The sequence below is a fragment of the Flavobacterium flavipallidum genome (assembly GCF_038289905.1).
GTDB classification, from domain to species: domain Bacteria; phylum Bacteroidota; class Bacteroidia; order Flavobacteriales; family Flavobacteriaceae; genus Flavobacterium; species Flavobacterium flavipallidum.
In genome coordinates, this window is record NZ_JBBYHU010000038.1 from 18,634 (window position 1) to 36,639 (window position 18,006).

General features: G+C 34.2%; 15 protein-coding genes. 5 read left to right on the forward strand and 10 right to left on the reverse strand.

What is annotated here, in order from left to right; translation table 11 throughout:
- Positions 1–40 precede the first annotated feature (40 nt).
- From AAEO59_RS14540 to can, 3 genes are all read left to right on the forward strand, one after another.
- The gene (locus AAEO59_RS14540) at positions 41–325 is read left to right on the forward strand and encodes a hypothetical protein (protein ID WP_341701476.1); all 285 of its coding nucleotides are present in this window, start codon (positions 41–43) and stop codon (positions 323–325) included.
- A gap of 80 nt (positions 326–405) precedes the next feature.
- Positions 406–2,043 carry a SulP family inorganic anion transporter gene (locus AAEO59_RS14545; RefSeq protein ID WP_341701477.1) on the forward strand — a complete coding sequence of 546 codons (1,638 nt, stop codon included), beginning with the start codon at positions 406–408 and terminating at the stop codon, positions 2,041–2,043.
- A gap of 39 nt (positions 2,044–2,082) precedes the next feature.
- On the forward strand, positions 2,083–2,718 hold the full coding sequence (gene can / locus AAEO59_RS14550; RefSeq protein WP_341701478.1) for a carbonate dehydratase: 636 nt from the start codon (positions 2,083–2,085) through the stop codon (positions 2,716–2,718).
- Between the two features lie 28 nt (positions 2,719–2,746).
- Here can and AAEO59_RS14555 read toward each other — a convergent pair whose 3' ends face one another.
- From AAEO59_RS14555 to AAEO59_RS14565, 3 genes are all read right to left on the reverse strand, one after another.
- Entirely contained in the window at positions 2,747–3,946 is a 1,200-nt protein-coding gene (locus AAEO59_RS14555) for an LETM1-related biofilm-associated protein (protein ID WP_341701479.1), read from the reverse strand.
- A 114-nt stretch (positions 3,947–4,060) separates the two neighbouring features.
- Positions 4,061–4,588 carry a superoxide dismutase family protein gene (locus AAEO59_RS14560; protein WP_341701480.1) on the reverse strand — a complete coding sequence of 176 codons (528 nt, stop codon included), beginning with the start codon at positions 4,586–4,588 and terminating at the stop codon, positions 4,061–4,063.
- A 72-nt stretch (positions 4,589–4,660) separates the two neighbouring features.
- On the reverse strand, positions 4,661–5,185 hold the full coding sequence (locus AAEO59_RS14565; RefSeq protein WP_341701481.1) for a hypothetical protein: 525 nt from the start codon (positions 5,183–5,185) through the stop codon (positions 4,661–4,663).
- Between the two features lie 159 nt (positions 5,186–5,344).
- Here AAEO59_RS14565 and AAEO59_RS14570 point away from each other — a divergent pair, with 159 nt between their 5' ends.
- Positions 5,345–5,869, forward strand: coding sequence for a DUF4251 domain-containing protein (locus tag AAEO59_RS14570; protein WP_341701482.1), 525 nt, complete (start codon positions 5,345–5,347; stop codon positions 5,867–5,869).
- 74 nt (positions 5,870–5,943) lie between these two features.
- Here the strand turns inward: AAEO59_RS14570 and AAEO59_RS14575 are convergent, their stop codons facing one another.
- The 6 genes from AAEO59_RS14575 to AAEO59_RS14600 all read right to left on the reverse strand — a co-directional run bounded on the left by AAEO59_RS14575 (position 5,944) and on the right by AAEO59_RS14600 (position 14,535).
- Positions 5,944–7,734, reverse strand: a complete 1,791-nt coding sequence (locus tag AAEO59_RS14575; RefSeq protein WP_341701483.1) for an acyl-CoA dehydrogenase family protein — start codon at positions 7,732–7,734, stop codon at positions 5,944–5,946.
- A gap of 126 nt (positions 7,735–7,860) precedes the next feature.
- Entirely contained in the window at positions 7,861–9,042 is a 1,182-nt protein-coding gene (locus AAEO59_RS14580) for an acetyl-CoA C-acyltransferase (protein ID WP_341701484.1), read from the reverse strand.
- A 53-nt stretch (positions 9,043–9,095) separates the two neighbouring features.
- Positions 9,096–9,452, reverse strand: a complete 357-nt coding sequence (locus AAEO59_RS14585) for a four helix bundle protein (protein WP_341701485.1) — start codon at positions 9,450–9,452, stop codon at positions 9,096–9,098.
- 137 nt (positions 9,453–9,589) lie between these two features.
- The gene (locus AAEO59_RS14590; RefSeq protein ID WP_341701486.1) at positions 9,590–11,980 is read right to left on the reverse strand and encodes a 3-hydroxyacyl-CoA dehydrogenase/enoyl-CoA hydratase family protein; all 2,391 of its coding nucleotides are present in this window, start codon (positions 11,978–11,980) and stop codon (positions 9,590–9,592) included.
- Between the two features lie 46 nt (positions 11,981–12,026).
- Positions 12,027–12,512 (reverse strand): MarR family winged helix-turn-helix transcriptional regulator, encoded by a 486-nt coding sequence (locus tag AAEO59_RS14595; protein WP_341701487.1) that lies wholly within the window; start codon positions 12,510–12,512, stop codon positions 12,027–12,029.
- 244 nt (positions 12,513–12,756) lie between these two features.
- On the reverse strand, positions 12,757–14,535 hold the full coding sequence (locus AAEO59_RS14600; protein ID WP_341701488.1) for an AMP-dependent synthetase/ligase: 1,779 nt from the start codon (positions 14,533–14,535) through the stop codon (positions 12,757–12,759).
- Positions 14,536–14,910: 375 nt separating this feature from the next.
- On the opposite strand from AAEO59_RS14600, the gene katG reads away from it, so the two are divergent.
- A complete protein-coding gene (gene katG, locus AAEO59_RS14605; RefSeq protein ID WP_341701489.1) occupies positions 14,911–17,127 on the forward strand; it encodes a catalase/peroxidase HPI in 2,217 nt (738 codons plus the stop codon).
- A 78-nt stretch (positions 17,128–17,205) separates the two neighbouring features.
- Here katG and AAEO59_RS14610 read toward each other — a convergent pair whose 3' ends face one another.
- Positions 17,206–17,832 (reverse strand): carbonic anhydrase, encoded by a 627-nt coding sequence (locus AAEO59_RS14610; RefSeq protein ID WP_341701490.1) that lies wholly within the window; start codon positions 17,830–17,832, stop codon positions 17,206–17,208.
- Between the last annotated feature and the right edge of the window lie 174 nt (positions 17,833–18,006).

Genomic DNA, 18,006 nt, shown 5'->3' on the forward strand with positions numbered 1-18,006 from the left:
TTTTTCTAATTTGTGTGTTATTTAGGTTTATTTTTGAATTATGAAATTAACAGCACGTCTTTTTTTATTTCTCTTTATTGCCTTTTTATCAACGCCAATGATTAAAACGTTGATAGAGAAGTCTACTAATACATCTATATCTTTCAGTATTTCAGAAGAAGAGCAGGTTAAAAAAGAAGTGAAAGCCGAACTTTATTTTTTGACTTTTCCTGTAACTTTTGAATTAAAAAAAACAAATTTGAAAAATTTAGTTTTTTTGGAATATTTGTCGAAACTCGATTATGTTTTTAGAGTAATATTTTCTCCACCTCCCAACTTTACATAATACAGTCTATTTCACGATTTTAATTTTTTTGATATTATTTTCAATGATATCAAAGAGTAAATGTAATTTATTGTAGTATTATGTCTAAAAAAATTAATCTTTTCGCTAACCTAAAATCTGATTTTGCATCTGGTTTGGTGGTTTTTTTAGTGGCATTGCCATTATGTTTAGGAATTGCAATGGCTTCTGGAGCTCCTTTGTTCTCGGGTATTATAGCAGGTATTGTAGGAGGTATTGTAGTAGGCTATTTGAGTCAGTCTCATATTAGTGTTTCCGGACCTGCAGCTGGATTAACAGCAATTGTTTTAACAGCAATTACTGATTTGGGAGCTTTTGATGTTTTCTTGACGGCGGTTTTTTTAGCGGGAGTTTTTCAATTGCTATTGGGGTTTATTAAAGCTGGGAGTATATCTAATTATTTTCCAACTAATGTAATCGAAGGAATGCTTGCTGGAATTGGAATAATAATAATATTAAAACAACTTCCGCATGCTTTTGGATACGATGCTGATTTTGAAGGAGATGAGGCTTTTATTCAAATTGATGGTGATAATACCTTTTTTGCTTTGTTTAAAGTTTTGAATCATTTTCAATTAGGGGCAATCATTGTTACTTTGGTTTCTTTAGTAATTTTGATTTCATGGGAAAAAGTGGAATTTTTGAAAAAAATTAAGTTAGTTCCAGGTGCCTTAATTGCTGTAATTGCCGGAATTATAATTAATGAGATATTTATTAGTACAGAAAGTTCATTAGCTATTGCTAGTACACATTTAGTTTCCTTACCAGTACCAACAACTCTTGATGAATTTAAAGCAATTATAGTAACTCCTAATTTTTCAGGTTTATCTAATTCAAAAGTTTGGACAGTTGGTTTAACTATTGCCATTGTGGCTTCTATTGAAACTTTATTATGCGTTGAAGCTGCCGATAGACTAGATGCGCAGAAGAGATATACTAATACTAATGTGGAATTAAAAGCGCAAGGTATTGGAAATATTGTTAGTTCATTAATAGGTGGTTTACCAATGACTTCAGTTGTAGTTCGTACTTCTGCAAATAATAATGCAGGAGCTAAGTCTAAAATGTCAACTATAATTCATGGTATTTTACTTTTATTGAGTGTGTTAATTATTCCGGCTTTATTAAATAAGATTCCTTTAGCGACTTTAGCAACGGTTTTAATATTAGTGGGATATAAACTAGCTAAACCTTCTACCATAAAGCACTTTTTTGAAAAAGGTAAATATCAATTTATTCCTTTTATAGCAACTATGGTTGCTGTAGTAGCAACTGATTTGCTGAAGGGAGTTACCCTTGGCATAATTATCAGTATTATTTTTGTTCTTAAAGGAAATTTAAAAAGAGCTTATACTTTCAAAAAAGAAGAATATGTTGATGGTGATATTATTCATATCGATTTAGCACAAGAAGTTTCTTTCTTGAATAAGGCTGCAATTAAGAATACTTTGAAAGCTATTCCTGAAAATTCAAAAGTGATTATTTCAGCTCATGATACAGTTTATATTGCTCATGATATTTTAGATTTAATAAAAGAATTTAAAACAATTAGAGCTGTTGAAGAAAATATTAAAGTAAAATTAAAAGGTTTTAAAGAAGCGTATCAGTTGCAAAATTCAGATGAAGTTCCTAATCATGTTTCTATTGAACATTATTATGATGTAGCTAAAAGGGCTATGGTGAAAAAAGAGGTTTTTTAGTTTTTTTTGATTCTGTTAAATAATTTAATACAAGCGTAAATGGATGATTTTTATAAAAAAATATTAGAAAATAATAAGGAATGGGTTGAAAAAGCATTAGAAAAAGATCCTAATTATTTTGCTGATTTAGCCAAAGGTCAAACCCCTCCATTGTTATGGATAGGTTGTTCAGATAGTCGTGTTCCTGCCAATGAAATTATCGGAGCCAAACCGGGCGAGGTATTCGTTCACAGGAATATTGCCAATATGGTAGTGCATTCGGATATGAATATGTTGAGTGTATTAGATTATGCTGTTAATGTGTTAAAAGTAAAGCACGTAATTGTATGTGGACATTATGGATGTGGAGGAGTTAAAGCTGCTATGGGAAATCAATCCATTGGAATTATTGACAATTGGATAAGGCATATTAAAGATGTTTATCGATTGCATAATGCTTATTTAGATTCTATTTATGATGAAACAATCCGTTTTAATACTTTCGTTGAAATCAATGTAAAAGAGCAGGTTTTTGATTTGGCTAAAACATCGATTGTTCAAACGGCCTGGAAGCTGGGGCAAGAGTTAACCTTGCACGGTTGGGTTTATGGATTAAATTCTGGTTTTGTTACAGATTTGAATGTTAATTTGAGTTCTAATATAGAATTAGATGAAGTGTATCAATTGAATTTTTAAAATAAAAATCGCCCAAAAGGCGATTTTTTTATTCATTATCCATATTTTCATTAAAAGCTGAAGGTAGTAGCGTAGGTATAAATTTAATCAAAATAGGAAGCAGCAAACTTCCACCAGGAAGTAAAAAGATAGTCAAAGAAGGTATCGTTTTACAAATGTCTAAAAGCTGTTTTTTTACTTTCTTTTTTTCTTTTTCGTCCAAATCCCTTCTAGTTGAATGGGCTAATAAAATCATTAATTCTTTACTTTGAACAATTTCTTTTATCAATCGATTCTTGTTTCTGGTCATAAGTGTAAAAACACTTTGCGTAGTTTGATCGTAAAAATGTTTTACGGGATTTGAATAATTAAAATATGGAATTTCTTTTTGATATTTAGTAATAAACGCATCGGTATTTTTGATGCTTTCTAATACAAAATCGGTAGGGATTTTAAGGTTTTCGGCTAATTTATGTAGAAAATAAATTTCTTCATTTTCAATTTCTCCATCACTCCACATAGCCATTCCGGCCATATCGAGTAGATAGTATGTTTCTAAATCAGAACTAAAATAATCTAATTTAAGTTCATCAATATTTTTAATATTAATTTTTGAAAATTTACTATAACGTACAGAAGCTTCAAAAAGTTTGATTAATAAATCGTCATAATTAGATTTATTGGTTTTAATTTTTAATGCTAATGTAACTACACTAATTACAGCTTCCTCTAGTTTTTTTAAGTATTTCTCCGGAATTCGGCCATTAATAAGATATTGTCTAAAAGCTAAAATATCAATAAAAAGCAAGGCATTCGTTACAATGTGAGAAAAGTTTTTATTGATAATATCCACATTAGTCTGAACTCGGGTATCAATAATTTTCTCAAGGTTTAATGCAGGAGCTCCGTTCGGTAAAATTTTCTTAAATAAATCAAATCCCTGTGGGTGCATGTCGTCATAAAAGTCGAGACATTTTTTTATAAATACATTGGTATCTACTTCCTGAGTTGTTAATCCGAAAATATTATAGAGCGTATTTAATAGGGCAACTTTAGGAATTTCATTTTGAACCCAGCCTTTGGTCTCAATTGCTACTGGACTTTCAAAGGAAATAATGTGACCGTAAATAAATCCGGTCGCTCTTGTTTTTTTATAAAAAGTATCAGTTTCCAAGAAAAGATGTTCTTTCTTGAAATCCTGTTTGATGAAAAATTTATCAATCCAACCGGGAGCAGAAGGGTTAATCATAATTACTTTTTGAGGATACAAAGCTATGTTTTTTTATAGTTTTGATGTTATATAAAAATAAAAAAACCGTCTTAAATATGTTAAATAAGACGGTTTTGAAAGAATCGTATGAGATTATTTTATAATTCCTGAGCAAGCTACTCTTGCGCCAGCGTTTCCTGCCGGTTGAGAAGTGAAATCATCGGTGCCATCATGTACAATTAAACCTTTTCCTAAGATGTCTTTAGTTTGGTCACCACAACCTATGCACCATTCATCAGTTGTTAGTTTTATTGTGCCATTTCCATTAGCATCGGCTGTGAAATTACCAATATCGCCTTTGTGATATTCTCCAACACCCCATTTTCCATGTTTTTTAAAAGTTGGATTCCAATGTCCTCCTGCCGAACTTCCATCTGCTGCTGAACAATCTGATTTTTCGTGAATGTGGATAGCATGAATTCCCGGTTTTAATCCGGATAATTTTGCTTCAAAAGTTACTTTTCCATTTTTCTCAATAAAAGTAGCTGTCCCTGAGACACTGCTGTTACTTTTAGCTTCAAATGCGATATTTAGTTTTTTAGTATCAGCTGATTTGTTTTGAGGTTTACATCCAACAAAAATGGTTGATAAACCTAATGTAAAAAGAATGAATTTTTTCATGATTTAGTGAAATAGGATTTTAAATTATAAAAATACTATAAAAAGTAACGAACATCAAAGTTAAATAACATTCTATTTAGATTTTTCTCCTACAAAATGGTTAGTTGGCGATTTGAATAAAATATTGAACGAAGTCAAACTTCCGTAAATTCTTGTGATGTATTGCTGTAATTCAATCTTTTCAATTTCTTCCAGATTACTTGAATTGACTTTTTGTTCCATTACGCGCAAACGATCTCTAACCATTACTATTTTATGAAAAAAAGTATCAATTGGAATTTCTTTTGAAGCTAAGCCGGGCTGACCTGGTTCCAGAATTAATTTTCCTCCTTTCCATTTATCGCCTATTGGAACAATTTCTGAAATATCCGACCATTTTTTTAGAAGATTACGTAAAGTTGTTTCTACTTCAGAGAAGCTTACCGTATCCACTTCATTTTCGGCGGCTTCAATGATTTGAAAAGTATCGTCAAGAGGAATGGTTTCTAATCCTTTTTCTATAAATGTTACCCAATAGTCAGTTGATGAAACATTCGTAATTACCCCTTTTCCGTATTTAGGGTGTTCTATTCGCGAGCCTATACCTAGTATTTTCATGATTGTAATGTTTTTATCTAAAATAGGAACAATTTTTGTGATTTCAAAGGAAGAAATTGAGCTAACGCTCCTTTTAAATTAAATTCAAATTAAGAATTATACTTAATTTTAAATTGTTGTTTATCAGGTTTTAGTTGTGATGTTAAATAATTAATAATTATGAAAAAAAGTAAAATTGTTTATTTAGTACTGTTTTGTTTTACAATTCTAACAGGATTTTCGCAAGAAAAAACGAGAAGACAAATTAGAGCAGAAGAAAAAATTCAAAAGCAAAAAGAAATTGAAAAATTAATTGATGCTCGAGAATTTGAATTTGTTGCTCAAAATTTGAATTCTCAAATATTTAATTTTGTTGATTTAACTACGAATCCCAATTTTATAAAATTCAAACCTGATTTTATAAAAAGTGATATGCCGTATTTTGGGAGAGGTTTTAGCGGTTTAGCTTATGCCGGAAGTGATACAGGTCTAAAATTTGAAGGAAAACCCGAAAAATTTACCGTAAAGAAAAACAGAAAGGGGTATCAGCTTGATGTTGTAGTTAAGGGACAACAGGATTCTTTCAACTTAGGTCTTTCAGTAGGGTTTGACGGAGGTGCGACTTTATCTGTTATTAGTAATAATAGAAGTCCGATTAATTATTTTGGGGCTATCTTGGCCATAAAAGAAGAAAAAAAGCAGTGATTAAAAGAAAAAACGTCCCGTCCAGATAGCTATCGAGATGGGACATTTTTTATGATTGTTTTAGAAGAAAATATTTAAAAACAATATTTGTTTTCGGCTATAATCTTAGCACTAATCGTTCTTCTGATTTCAACAATATTAGGCATGTTTGTATATTTAGTGTAACGTCTTAATCCCATAAGCATCATGCGTTGTTCATCGCCTTCGGCAAAAGAGATGATACTTTCTTTTCCTTTTTGGGTAATAATATCAACCGCTTTGTACAAATATAATTTTGCCATCGCAATTTGTTCTTTGATATTGGCTTCGCCTACTTTTTTAGCCAACTTTTCAGTTCTCAATACAGTAGATTCGGCCATATAAATTTCGATTAAAATATCGGCAGAAGCAATCAATAATTGTTGGTGTTCATCTAAATCCGGACCGTATTTTTGAACAGCTCCACCAGCAACCATCAGGAAGGCTTTTTTCAATTTGCTGATCATTTCTTTTTCTTCAGAAAATAATTCCGAATAATCCGGGGTATCGAAAGATGGAATACTCATTAAATCTTCCTGTACTTTAGATGCCGGACCTAATAAATCCACATGACCTTTCATGGCTTTTTTAATCAGCATTCCTACCGAAAGCATACGGTTGATTTCGTTAGTTCCTTCATAGATTCGGGTAATTCTTGCATCACGCCAGGCACTTTCCATCGGAGTATCTTCGGAAAATCCCATTCCTCCAAAAATTTGAATTCCTTCGTCAGAACAATTCTGAATATCCTCAGAAACTGCAACTTTTAAAATAGCACATTCGATGGCAAATTCCTCTACACCTTTTAATTCAGCATCCTGATGAGGTTCACCTGCGTTTTCGCGAATAGCAATTCGTTCTTCTATACTTTTGGCCGCTCTGTAAACGGCACTTTCTCCGGCATAACAGCTAGTAGCCATTTCGGCTAATTTGTATCGGATAGCGCCAAATTTAGAAATAGGAACATTAAACTGGATTCTTTCATTCGAATATTTGGCAGCACCCGAAATGATTCTTCGTTGTGAATCCAAACAAGCCGCAGCCAGTTTGATACGTCCCACATTCAAAGCGTTCATGGCTATTTTAAAACCGTTTCCTCTCTCGGAAAGCATGTTTTCTACAGGAACTTTCGTTTCATTAAAGAATACCTGACGGGTTGACGAAGCACGAATTCCTAATTTGTGTTCTTCTTCGTTCGTAGAAATACCGTTCTCAGGATTGTTTTCTACAATAAAACCGGTTATGTTTTTATCATCTTCAATTCGAGCAAAAACAATAAATAGGGAGCAAAATCCAGCATTGGTAATCCACATTTTTTGTCCGGTGATTTTGTAATGCGTTCCGTCTTCGGACAAAACTGCTTTTGTCTTTCCGGAATTAGCATCACTTCCTGCGCCGGGCTCGGTTAAACAGTAAGCACCAAACCATTCGCCGGAAGCCAGTTTAGGTACATATTTCTGTTTTTGCTCTTCGGTACCATACAACGTGATTGGTAAAGTTCCAATTCCGGTGTGCGCACCAAAAGCACTCGAAAACGAACCGGTAGCTCCCGAAATATAATCGCAAACTAAAACAGTATCAACAAATCCCATTCCCATTCCGCCATAGGCTTCAGGAACAGAAATACTTAAAAGTCCCAGTTCGGCTGCTTTGTGCATACATTCAACGGTGAATCCAAAGTCTCTTTTTTCAAAACGGTCTTTGTTAGGCCAAAGTTCTTTATCAACGAATTCTTTGACCATATCGCGCATCATTTTTTGTTCTTCAGAGAAATCTTCAGGAATAAAAATATCTTCGCATTTTGTCTCTTTTACGAGGAATTGTCCCCCTCTTGTTTTGTTGTCCATTTTGCTGATTTTTTTAGTTTCTTAATTGAGGTAGCCAACTTGTCATTCCGACGAAGGAGGAATCTCATGATAGTTTTTATTTTTTGGATTCTTCTTTCGTAGTAGTAACAAAAGAAGAATGAATATTTACAAAAGTTCAAAAACCCCCGCAGCTCCTTGTCCTGTTCCCACACACATTGTTACAATTCCGTATTTATTGCCGCGGCGTTTCATTTCGTCGAATAGCTGAACAGATAATTTGGCTCCTGTGCAGCCTAATGGATGTCCTAAAGCAATAGCACCTCCGTTTACATTTACAATATCCGGATTCAGTCCTAATTCCCTGATTACAGCTAAAGATTGAGAGGCGAAGGCTTCGTTTAATTCAATTAAATCAATGTCTTTCAATTGTAATCCCGCTTGTTTCAATGCTTTTGGAATTGCTTTTACAGGTCCAATTCCCATGATTCTTGGTTCCACACCAGCCGAAGCATAATTGACTAATCGGGCTATTGGTCTTAAGTTCAATTCTTTTACCAATTCTTCGCTCATGATTAAAACAAAGGCTGCACCATCACTCATTTGCGATGAGGTTCCGGCAGTAACGCTTCCGTCGGCAGCAAAAACAGGTCTTAGTTTTGCCAAAGCTTCGAGAGAAGTATCCGCTCTCGGGCCTTCGTCTTTATTGACAGTGTAAGATGTGGTTTCCTTTTTACCTTTTGAATTAATAAAAGTTTGTTCAACAGTAATAGGGACAATTTGTGAGTCAAATTTGCCTTCAGCTTGTGCTTTTAATGCTTTTTGGTGTGAATTATAGGAAAATAAATCCTGATCTTCTCTGGAAACATTGAATTGTTTGGCAACGGCTTCGGCGGTTAGTCCCATTCCCCAGTAATAATCTTCATGTCCTGCTTTGGCAAGAGCATAATCAGGAGTGGGTTTGTAACCTCCCATTGGAATAAAACTCATGCTTTCGGCACCACCGGCAATAATACAATCTGCCATTCCCGATTGGATTCGGGCAGTTGCCATTCCGATAGTTTCCAGCCCCGAGGCGCAATAACGATTGACCGTTACACCCGGAACATCATTGATTTCTAATCCCATTAAAGAAATTAAACGACCAAAATTCAAGCCTTGTTCTGCTTCTGGCATGGCATTTCCTACCATAACATCATCAATACGTTTTTTGTCAAAATCAGGCAATTCATTCATCATGTGTTGGATGGTTTCTGCTGCCAATTCATCCGGTCTTTTAAACCGGAACAGTCCTTTAGGAGCTTTTCCCACGGCTGTTCGGTATGCTTTTACTATATAGGCTGTTTTCATAAAATGTGTATTAAGATTGTAGTATTAAGTATTAAGACTGCCAATCGATATCATTATTGTTTTTTTAGAGATTTTTGAAGTGCAAAATTCATATTGCTGACTTCGACTAATTCATTTATTATAGGAGAAACTTTTTCTTCGTCTAATAAATTCAGACGTTTTGAAATTATCAATTGAGTAATTAATTCGTAAGTTGAACCATTTGCAATTCCTAAGAAATGAGCAAATTCATTGTTTGAATTTCTTCCAGAACCTTCAGCAATATTGGAAGGAATAGAAACAGCACATTTTTTAATTTGATGTGTTAAGTTGAATTTTTCATCAGAAGGTAATTCTGAAGTGACTTTATAAACATCCACAGTAATGTCTATTGCTTTTTGCCAAATTTTTAATTTTTCAAATTGATGCATAGTCTTAATACTTAATTCTTAATACTTAATTCTTAATACTTAATTCTTAATACTTAATTCTTAATACTTAATTCTTAATACTTAATTCTTAATACTTAATTCTTAATACTTAATTCTTAATACTTAATTCTTAAAAATTAATTTCTCAACGGTTTCCCCGCTTTCAACATATATTGAATACGTTCCAGTGTTTTTCTTTCTGTACAAAGCGATAAGAAAGCTTCTCTTTCTAAATCAAGTAAATACTGTTCTGATACCAATGTCGGTTCGGATAAATCACCTCCGGCCATGACATAAGCCAGTTTGTTGGCTATTTTTTTATCGTGTTCAGAGATGTAACTTCCGGCGACCATTTGATCGGTTCCTACTAAGAACATTCCTAAAGCTTGTTTCCCTAATACTTTAATATCATTACGTCGGATAGGTTGGGTATATCCCGCTTCAGCCATTAACAAAGCGTGTTTCTTAGCTTCTGCAATTTGGCGGTCTTTGTTTACTACAATAATGTCTTTACCGTGTTGCAATAAACCTGTGTCAAAAGCTTCATAACCAGAAGTCGAAACTTTAGCCATAGCAATCGTTAAGAAATATTCCTGTAAAGTGTTCAATTCTACATCGTTTTTACGGAATAAATCAGAAGCACGTAAGGTCATTTCTTTCGAACCACCACCACCAGGAATCACACCAACACCAAATTCCACCAATCCCATATAGGTTTCTGCTGCAGCGACCACTTTATCAGCATGTAAGCTCATTTCGCATCCGCCGCCAAAAGTCATTCCGTTTGGAGCAACAACAACTGGAATCGAAGAATAACGTACACGCATCATGGTATCCTGAAACATTTTAATCGCCATATTGAGTTCTTCATATTCTTGTTCGACGGCCATCATAAAAATCATTCCGATATTGGCACCAACCGAAAAATTAGCTGCCTGATTCCCAATAACCAATCCCGAATATTCTTTTTCCGCTAAATCAATTCCTTTGTTAATGGCTTGTAAAACATCGCCACCAATAGTGTTCATTTTCGATTTGAATTCGATATTTAAAATTCCGTCTCCCAAATTTTCGATGATAGCACCGCTGTTACTCCAAACTTTTTTGCTTTCGCGAATGTTATTCAGAATGATAAATGCATCTTGTCCCGGAATTTTTTCCTGTACTTTTTTCGGAATATCGTAAAAGTATGTTGCGCCTTCTTTTACAGTGTAAAAGCTATTGTTTCCCGAAGCTAACATTTCATTAACCCAGGCTGCAGGATTGTGTCCTTCAGCTTTAATTATTTCGAGACCTTTTTCAACACCAATGGCATCCCAAATTTCGAACGGACCATTTTCCCATCCAAAACCGGCTTTCATGGCATCATCAATTTTATATAACTCATCTGAGATTTCAGGAATTCTATTCGATACATAAGCAAATAAAGCGGCGAAGCTTTTTCGGTAAAATTCACCCGCTTTGTCTTGTCCTTTTAGTAAAATTTTAAAGCGATCGATAGGTTTTTCGATGGTTTTTGTCAATTCTAAAGTGGCAAAAGAAGCTTTTTTAGCAGCACGGTATTCTAAAGTGTTTAAGTCTAAAGAAAGAATGTCTTTGTCCACTTTTTTATAAAATCCCTGTCCTGTTTTACTTCCAAACCATTTGTTTTCTATCATTTTATTGATAAAATCCGGAAGTTTAAATAATTCATGAGCTTCATCATTTGGACAATTTTCATAAATACCATTGGCAACATGTACCAATGTATCTAAACCAACAACATCAACGGTTCGAAATGTAGCTGACTTTGGTCGCCCAATTACCGGTCCTGTTAATTTATCGACTTCTTCAATGGTTAATCCCATTGCTGCAACCAAATGAAACAAACTCTGAATTCCGAAAACACCAATACGGTTCCCGATAAATGCTGGAGTATCTTTAGCAACCACCGAAGTTTTGCCTAAGAATTGTTCACCATAATTATTCAGAAAATCCAATACATCAGTCGAAGTTTTTGGTCCCGGAATAATTTCGAATAACTTTAAGTAACGCGCCGGATTAAAAAAGTGTGTTCCGCAAAAGTGTTTTTGAAAATCTTCGCTTCTGCCTTCGCTCATAAAATGTATTGGAATTCCGGATGTATTGGAAGTAACCAAAGTTCCTGGAGTTCTGAATTCGTCAATTTGTTCGAAAACCAGTTTTTTAACATTAAGACGTTCAACCACCACTTCAATAATCCAGTCAACACCTGCAATTTTTGCTATATCATCAGTGGTATTTCCAGTGGTAATTCTACTAGCGAATTTTGCGCTGTAAATAGGGGATGGCTTTGATTTTAATGAATTAGCTAAATGTTCATTTACAATTCGGTTTCTTACGGCTTTAGATTCCAGAGTGAGTCCTTTTTTGCTTTCGGTTTCAGTAAGCTCCTTTGGAATGATATCCAAAAGCAAGACCTCGACACCAATATTGGCAAAATGACAAGCAATTCCCGAACCCATAATTCCGGAACCAATTACGGCAACTTTTTTAATTGTGCGTTTCATACCTTGTTACTATTTGTTTTTCATCTGAATATAGGAAGTGCTATGTTTATGATTTATTTTTCGAATTCATAGCGTTATTTTTTGCTACATTTTCAGATGAGTTAAATATTTCTTTATCTTGAATTAACTTATTTATGGTTTCGGCAACTTCAATAAAGTTTTCCCATTTTTCTTCAGAAACGTGTTTTTTGATGGTATCATTAAACTGAATCACGGTATTTTTAGATAATTCTCTTTTTTCTTTACCAAATTCAGTGAGGTAAATTAAAACTCCTCGTCCATCCTCGGGATTTTTCTTTTTAATGATTAATCCCTTTTCTTCCATTGTTTTTAATGTACGTGTCAAACTGGTTGCTTCCATTCCCATTTTAGGACCTAATGCTGTTGATGGGATACCTTTTTCTTTGTCAATACTTAATAAGGCAAATCCAGTTGCCATTGTGGCACCGTATTTAGCTGCTTCTTCGTTGTACATACGTGAGATAGCTTGCCAAGTCGCTCTTAAGATGTAATCTATTGTTTTGTCTTTCATGTGGCAGACATATTAGGTTTCTTTTAAAAAGTAAATCTATTTTTTGTCATAATCTTTTTATTTTGATTAAAAAATAGGATATTAGCATTGTCTTATTTTCAAATATAAGAAAAAATAGTATGCATGCATAATAAAAAACAGCTATTTTTCTGTTAAATAATTATAAATTAGAAAAAAAAGAGATTGTTACAAGTGTTGTGTAACAATCTCTTTTTGATTATTTGGGTTTGTGATTTATAAAAATTTAGATATCGTAGATTTTTTTATAAAGTTCCTGATATTTTTCCAAAATATTTTTTCGTTTCAATTTAAGAGTTGGTGTCAATTCGCCACCATCAATGGACCAAACGGTAGGAGTGAGTTCGAATTTTTTAATTTGTTCCCAGTGTCCAAATTTACTATTAATACTGTCAATTTCCTGTTGGATTCGCGTAATCACTTTTTCGTTAGTTACGATTTCCTGATTTGATTTCCCAATGTCGGTTTTGTTTTTGTTAGCCCATTCTTTTATAAAATCAAAATTGGGTTGGATAAAAGCTGCTGGCATTTTTTGTCCCTCGCCAATGACCATGATTTGTTCTATAAAACGGGATTGTTTCATGGTGTTTTCAATCAGCTGAGGTGCAATGTATTTTCCGCCAGAAGTTTTGAACATTTCTTTTTTACGGTCAGTGATTTTCAAAAATCCGTCTTTGTCTAAATTTCCAATATCACCAGTGTGAAAATAGCCTTCGGTAATGACTTCTTTTGTTAAAGTTTCATTTTTGTAATAGCCCATCATTACATTAGGACCTTTACAAAGGATTTCGCCGTCTTCGGCAATTTTAACTTGGACATTATCGATTACTTTTCCAACGGTTCCAATTCGGAAACCAAAATTACGCATGTCATTAACTGCAATTACAGGAGATGTTTCGGTAAGTCCGTAACCTTCCATGACTGGAATTTGTGCTGCAGCAAATATGCGTGATAAACGGGGTTGTAAGGCGGCACTACCGGATACCATCACTTCGATTTTTCCACCCAAACCTTCTTTCCATTTACTGAAAATAAGTTTACGTGCAATTTTTAACTGAAATTCATACCAAAATCCATTAGCGCCATAAGGTTCGTAGCAAATACCTAAGTTAATAGCCCAAAAGAACAATTTCTTTTTAATTCCGGTTAATTCGGTTCCTTTAGCGTATATTTTGTCATATACTTTTTCTATTAATCGCGGAACAGCTGTTATAACTGTAGGTTGTACTTCTTTTATGTTTTCTCCAATTTTCTCTATAGATTCACCAAAATAGATGGAAACACCATAAAATTGGTACAGATACAAAACCATTCTTTCGAAAATATGGCAAATAGGTAAAAAACTTAAAGCACGGCTTTTTCCAGCTTCAAAAGGAATTCTGGATGCGCTTCCTAATACATTGGAAACAATATTTTGATGAGAAAGCATTACACCTTTTGGGTTTCCTGTTGTTCCTGAAGTATAAATGATGGTAGCTAAGTCTTCTGTTTTGATACTTTTTTTTCGGGCTTCCACTTCTTCCTGATTGCTATTATCTTCTCCCAGAACTAATAATTCTTTCCAATTTTTACAATTGACTATATTGTTAAAACTATACACTTCTTTGAGAAGTGGTAACTTGTTTTTAACAGCGTTTATTTTTTTTAAAACATCTTCGTCAGATACAATACAATAACTAGCTTCACTATGATTCAAAATATATTCATAGTCTAGTTCTGAAATAGTGGGATAGATGGGAACAGTTTGAGCTCCGGTTTGTAAAATTCCGATATCGACAATATGCCATTCCGTTCTGTTATTAGAAGAAATGATTGCAATTTTATCTTCTTTTTGAACACCTAATCGTAAAAATGCTCTTGAAATGCAATTGGCTTGTGCAATATATTCCTGTGTAGTAGTTTTTATCCATACACCATTTTGCTTTGAGGCTAAAGCATCAGGAATAGAAATAAATTCATCTTGTTGATGATAAGGAAAGTCAAAGATTCGGGTGATTGATTTCATTTTGATGTTGTTTGAATCCTATGCAAATTATAAAAAAAAAGCTAAAGTTAGCTTTTTTGAATAATAAAAAAGAAGTCTTTTTTGTTGATATAATGTAGAGTAGTATGAACTCTTATGTGTTACATGTAATTTAAATAAATCATGTTTTAAGTCTATTTAGATCAATGAAAATATAAAAAAATGATTTTTAACTATAAGATTTTGAGAAGTTAATGATTCATTGGTTTTTTTTTATTAATTTAAATAGCTCATTTTAAATCAAAAAAAGGATGATAGGTCTATAGTTTTTATCTATCAATATTTTTATTTTGATAGTTTTATCTTTTTAAATTAGCCGTATGAAAATAAACAAATAAATAAAAAAAATATAGTATTATGGAAAACATGAAGAATTCAAATGGTGGGGGTAAATGCCCATTTTCAGGAGGTGCGCAACAAAAAAGTGCGGGTTCAGGTACGACTAATAATGACTGGTGGCCAAATCAGTTAAAATTGAATATTTTGCGTCAGCATGCTAATTTTTCAAATCCTATGGGAGAAGGTTTTAATTATGCCGAAGCTTTTAAGAGTTTGGATTTAGCGGCTGTCAAAAAAGATATTTTTGATTTAATGACTTCTTCTCAGGATTGGTGGCCAGCTGATTATGGACATTACGGACCATTTTTTATTCGAATGGCTTGGCACAGTGCCGGTACTTATCGTATAGCTGACGGTAGAGGAGGAGGAGGTTCAGGTTCACAACGTTTTGCACCATTGAACAGTTGGCCTGATAATGTGAATTTAGATAAGGCGCGATTGCTTTTGTGGCCTGTAAAAAAGAAATACGGTAAGAAAATTTCATGGGCTGATTTAATGATATTGGCAGGAAATTGCGCTTTGGAATCCATGGGATTAAAGACATTTGGTTTTGCAGGTGGTCGTGAAGATATCTGGGAAACGGAACAGGATATTTATTGGGGAGTTGAAGGAAAATGGCTGGATGATAAGCGTTATAAAGGAGATCGCGAATTAGAAAATCCATTAGCAGCGGTACAAATGGGATTGATTTATGTGAATCCGGAAGGACCAAATGGAAATCCTGATCCAGTGGCCTCCGCAAGAGATATTAGGGAGACTTTTGGACGTATGGCTATGAATGATGAAGAAACTGTCGCTTTGGTAGCTGGAGGACATACCTTTGGTAAAACTCACGGAGCAGCTGATCCTGCCCAATATGTAGGAGCAGAACCTGAAGGTGCTGATATTGCCCAACAGGGTTTAGGATGGAAAAATACTTTCGGCAAAGGACATGGTGAGGATACTATTTCCAGTGGATTAGAAGGTGCATGGACTACGACTCCGACTAAATGGAGTAATAACTATTTTGAAAATTTGTTTGGTTTCGAATGGGAATTAACTAAAAGTCCCGCCGGAGCGCATCAATGGAAACCTAAAAATGGGGCAGGAGCAGGAACGGTTCCGGATGCACATAATCCATCAAAAAGTCATGCTCCAACAATGCTTACAGCCGATTTAGCGTTACGATTTGACCCAATTTATGAGAAGATTTCGAGAAATTTCTATGAAAACCCGGATAAGTTTGCTGATGCTTTTGCTCGTGCATGGTATAAATTGACGCATCGTGATATGGGACCAATTGCTCGCTATTTAGGGCCAGAAGTACCTAAAGAAGTTTTGATTTGGCAAGACCCAATTCCGGAAGTAAATCATAAATTAGTTGATGATAAAGATGTGGCTTTGCTTAAAGCAAAAATTTTAGAAACTGGATTGTCAGTTTCTGAATTAGTTGCAACAGCCTGGGCTTCGGCTTCTACTTTCAGAGGTTCTGATAAAAGAGGAGGAGCTAATGGTGCTCGTATTAGACTAGCGCCTCAAAAAGACTGGGAAGTAAATAATCCAGTGCAATTAGCCAAGGTGATTTCAAAATTAGAAACTGTTCAGGCAGAATTTAATAATGCACAATCTGATGGAAAGCAGATTTCTCTGGCCGATTTGATTGTTTTAGGAGGGAATACAGCTATTGAAAAAGCAGCTGCTCAGGCAGGGCATAAAATAGTTGTGCCATTTGCAGCTGGTAGAGGAGATGCGACACAAGAACAAACTGATGTAGAATCTTTTGCGGTTTTAGAGCCAATTGCCGATGGATTCCGTAATTATTTGAAAGCAAAATATACCATTTCGGCTGAGGAATTATTGGTTGATAAAGCGCAATTATTGACTCTTTCGGTTCCTGAATTGACAGTTTTAGTAGGAGGAATGCGTGTGTTGAATACTAATTTTGATCAATCTACTCTTGGGGTATTTACGAATCGTCCGGAAATGTTGACTAATGATTTCTTTGTGAATTTATTGGATTTCGACAATAGCTGGAAAGCAACTTCGGCTTATGAGGATGTTTTTGAAGGAAGTAACCGTAAAACGGGAATTGCTAAATGGAAAGGAAGTCGTGTGGATCTTATTTTTGGTTCCAATTCAGAGTTGCGAGCTATTGCTGAGGTTTATGCTTGCGCTGATTCTGGCGAAAAGTTTGTCAACGATTTTGTGGCAGCTTGGACCAAAGTGATGAATTTAGACCGTTTTGATTTAGTTTAGTTATTATTTACAAAACAAAATCCCGTTCTGATTACTATCGGAACGGGATTTTTATTGGATTTAAATTTAGAAATTCGATTAAACGATTTTGTAAATTTTAGTGATGTCTTTTAAGATTTCGTCAAAATTAATGTTTAGGTCAATTAATTTTCCGCTATGAATGTCAAAAACCCAGCCATACACTTTTAGGTTTCTTTCGCTGTTGGCTTTTTGAACCTCGGCAGTTTTAATCACATTGATACATTGCTCCTGAACGTTCAATTCAACCAATCTTTTGTATTTTTCATTTTCATCAGCAATCGCATCCAATTCTTCTCTGTGAATTCGGTAAACGTCTCTGATGTTTCTTAACCAAGGATTTAAAATTCCTAAATCAGATTGTTGCATAGCAGCCAGTACCCCACCACAACCATAGTGACCACAAACTACAATATGGTTTACTTTTAAACTTCCTACTGCATAATTAATAACAGACATCGAATTCAAATCGGTGTTAGGAACCATATTGGCAATATTTCTGTGTACAAAAACCTCGCCTGGTTGTAATCCCATTACCTCTTCGGCAGTTACACGGCTGTCAGAACATCCAATGTAAAGTATTTCAGGTGCTTGTCCTGCGCCTAGTTTGTCAAAATAAGTTTCATCTGCTTGAAGTTGTTTAGCAATCCACTTTTTGTTGTTTTCAAAAATTTGTTTGATATCCATTTTTTAAAATTTTTGTCAAAGATACTATGTAAAACTAATCTAAAAAAATACTTTGGATATACTAATTTAGCGTACAGTTTAAGTTAAGACTAAAATCTTAATTTTAACACATGAAACAAGAAAGAAAAATTTACGATCCAGAATTCAAAATTAAAGCCGTTCAATTGAGTGAAG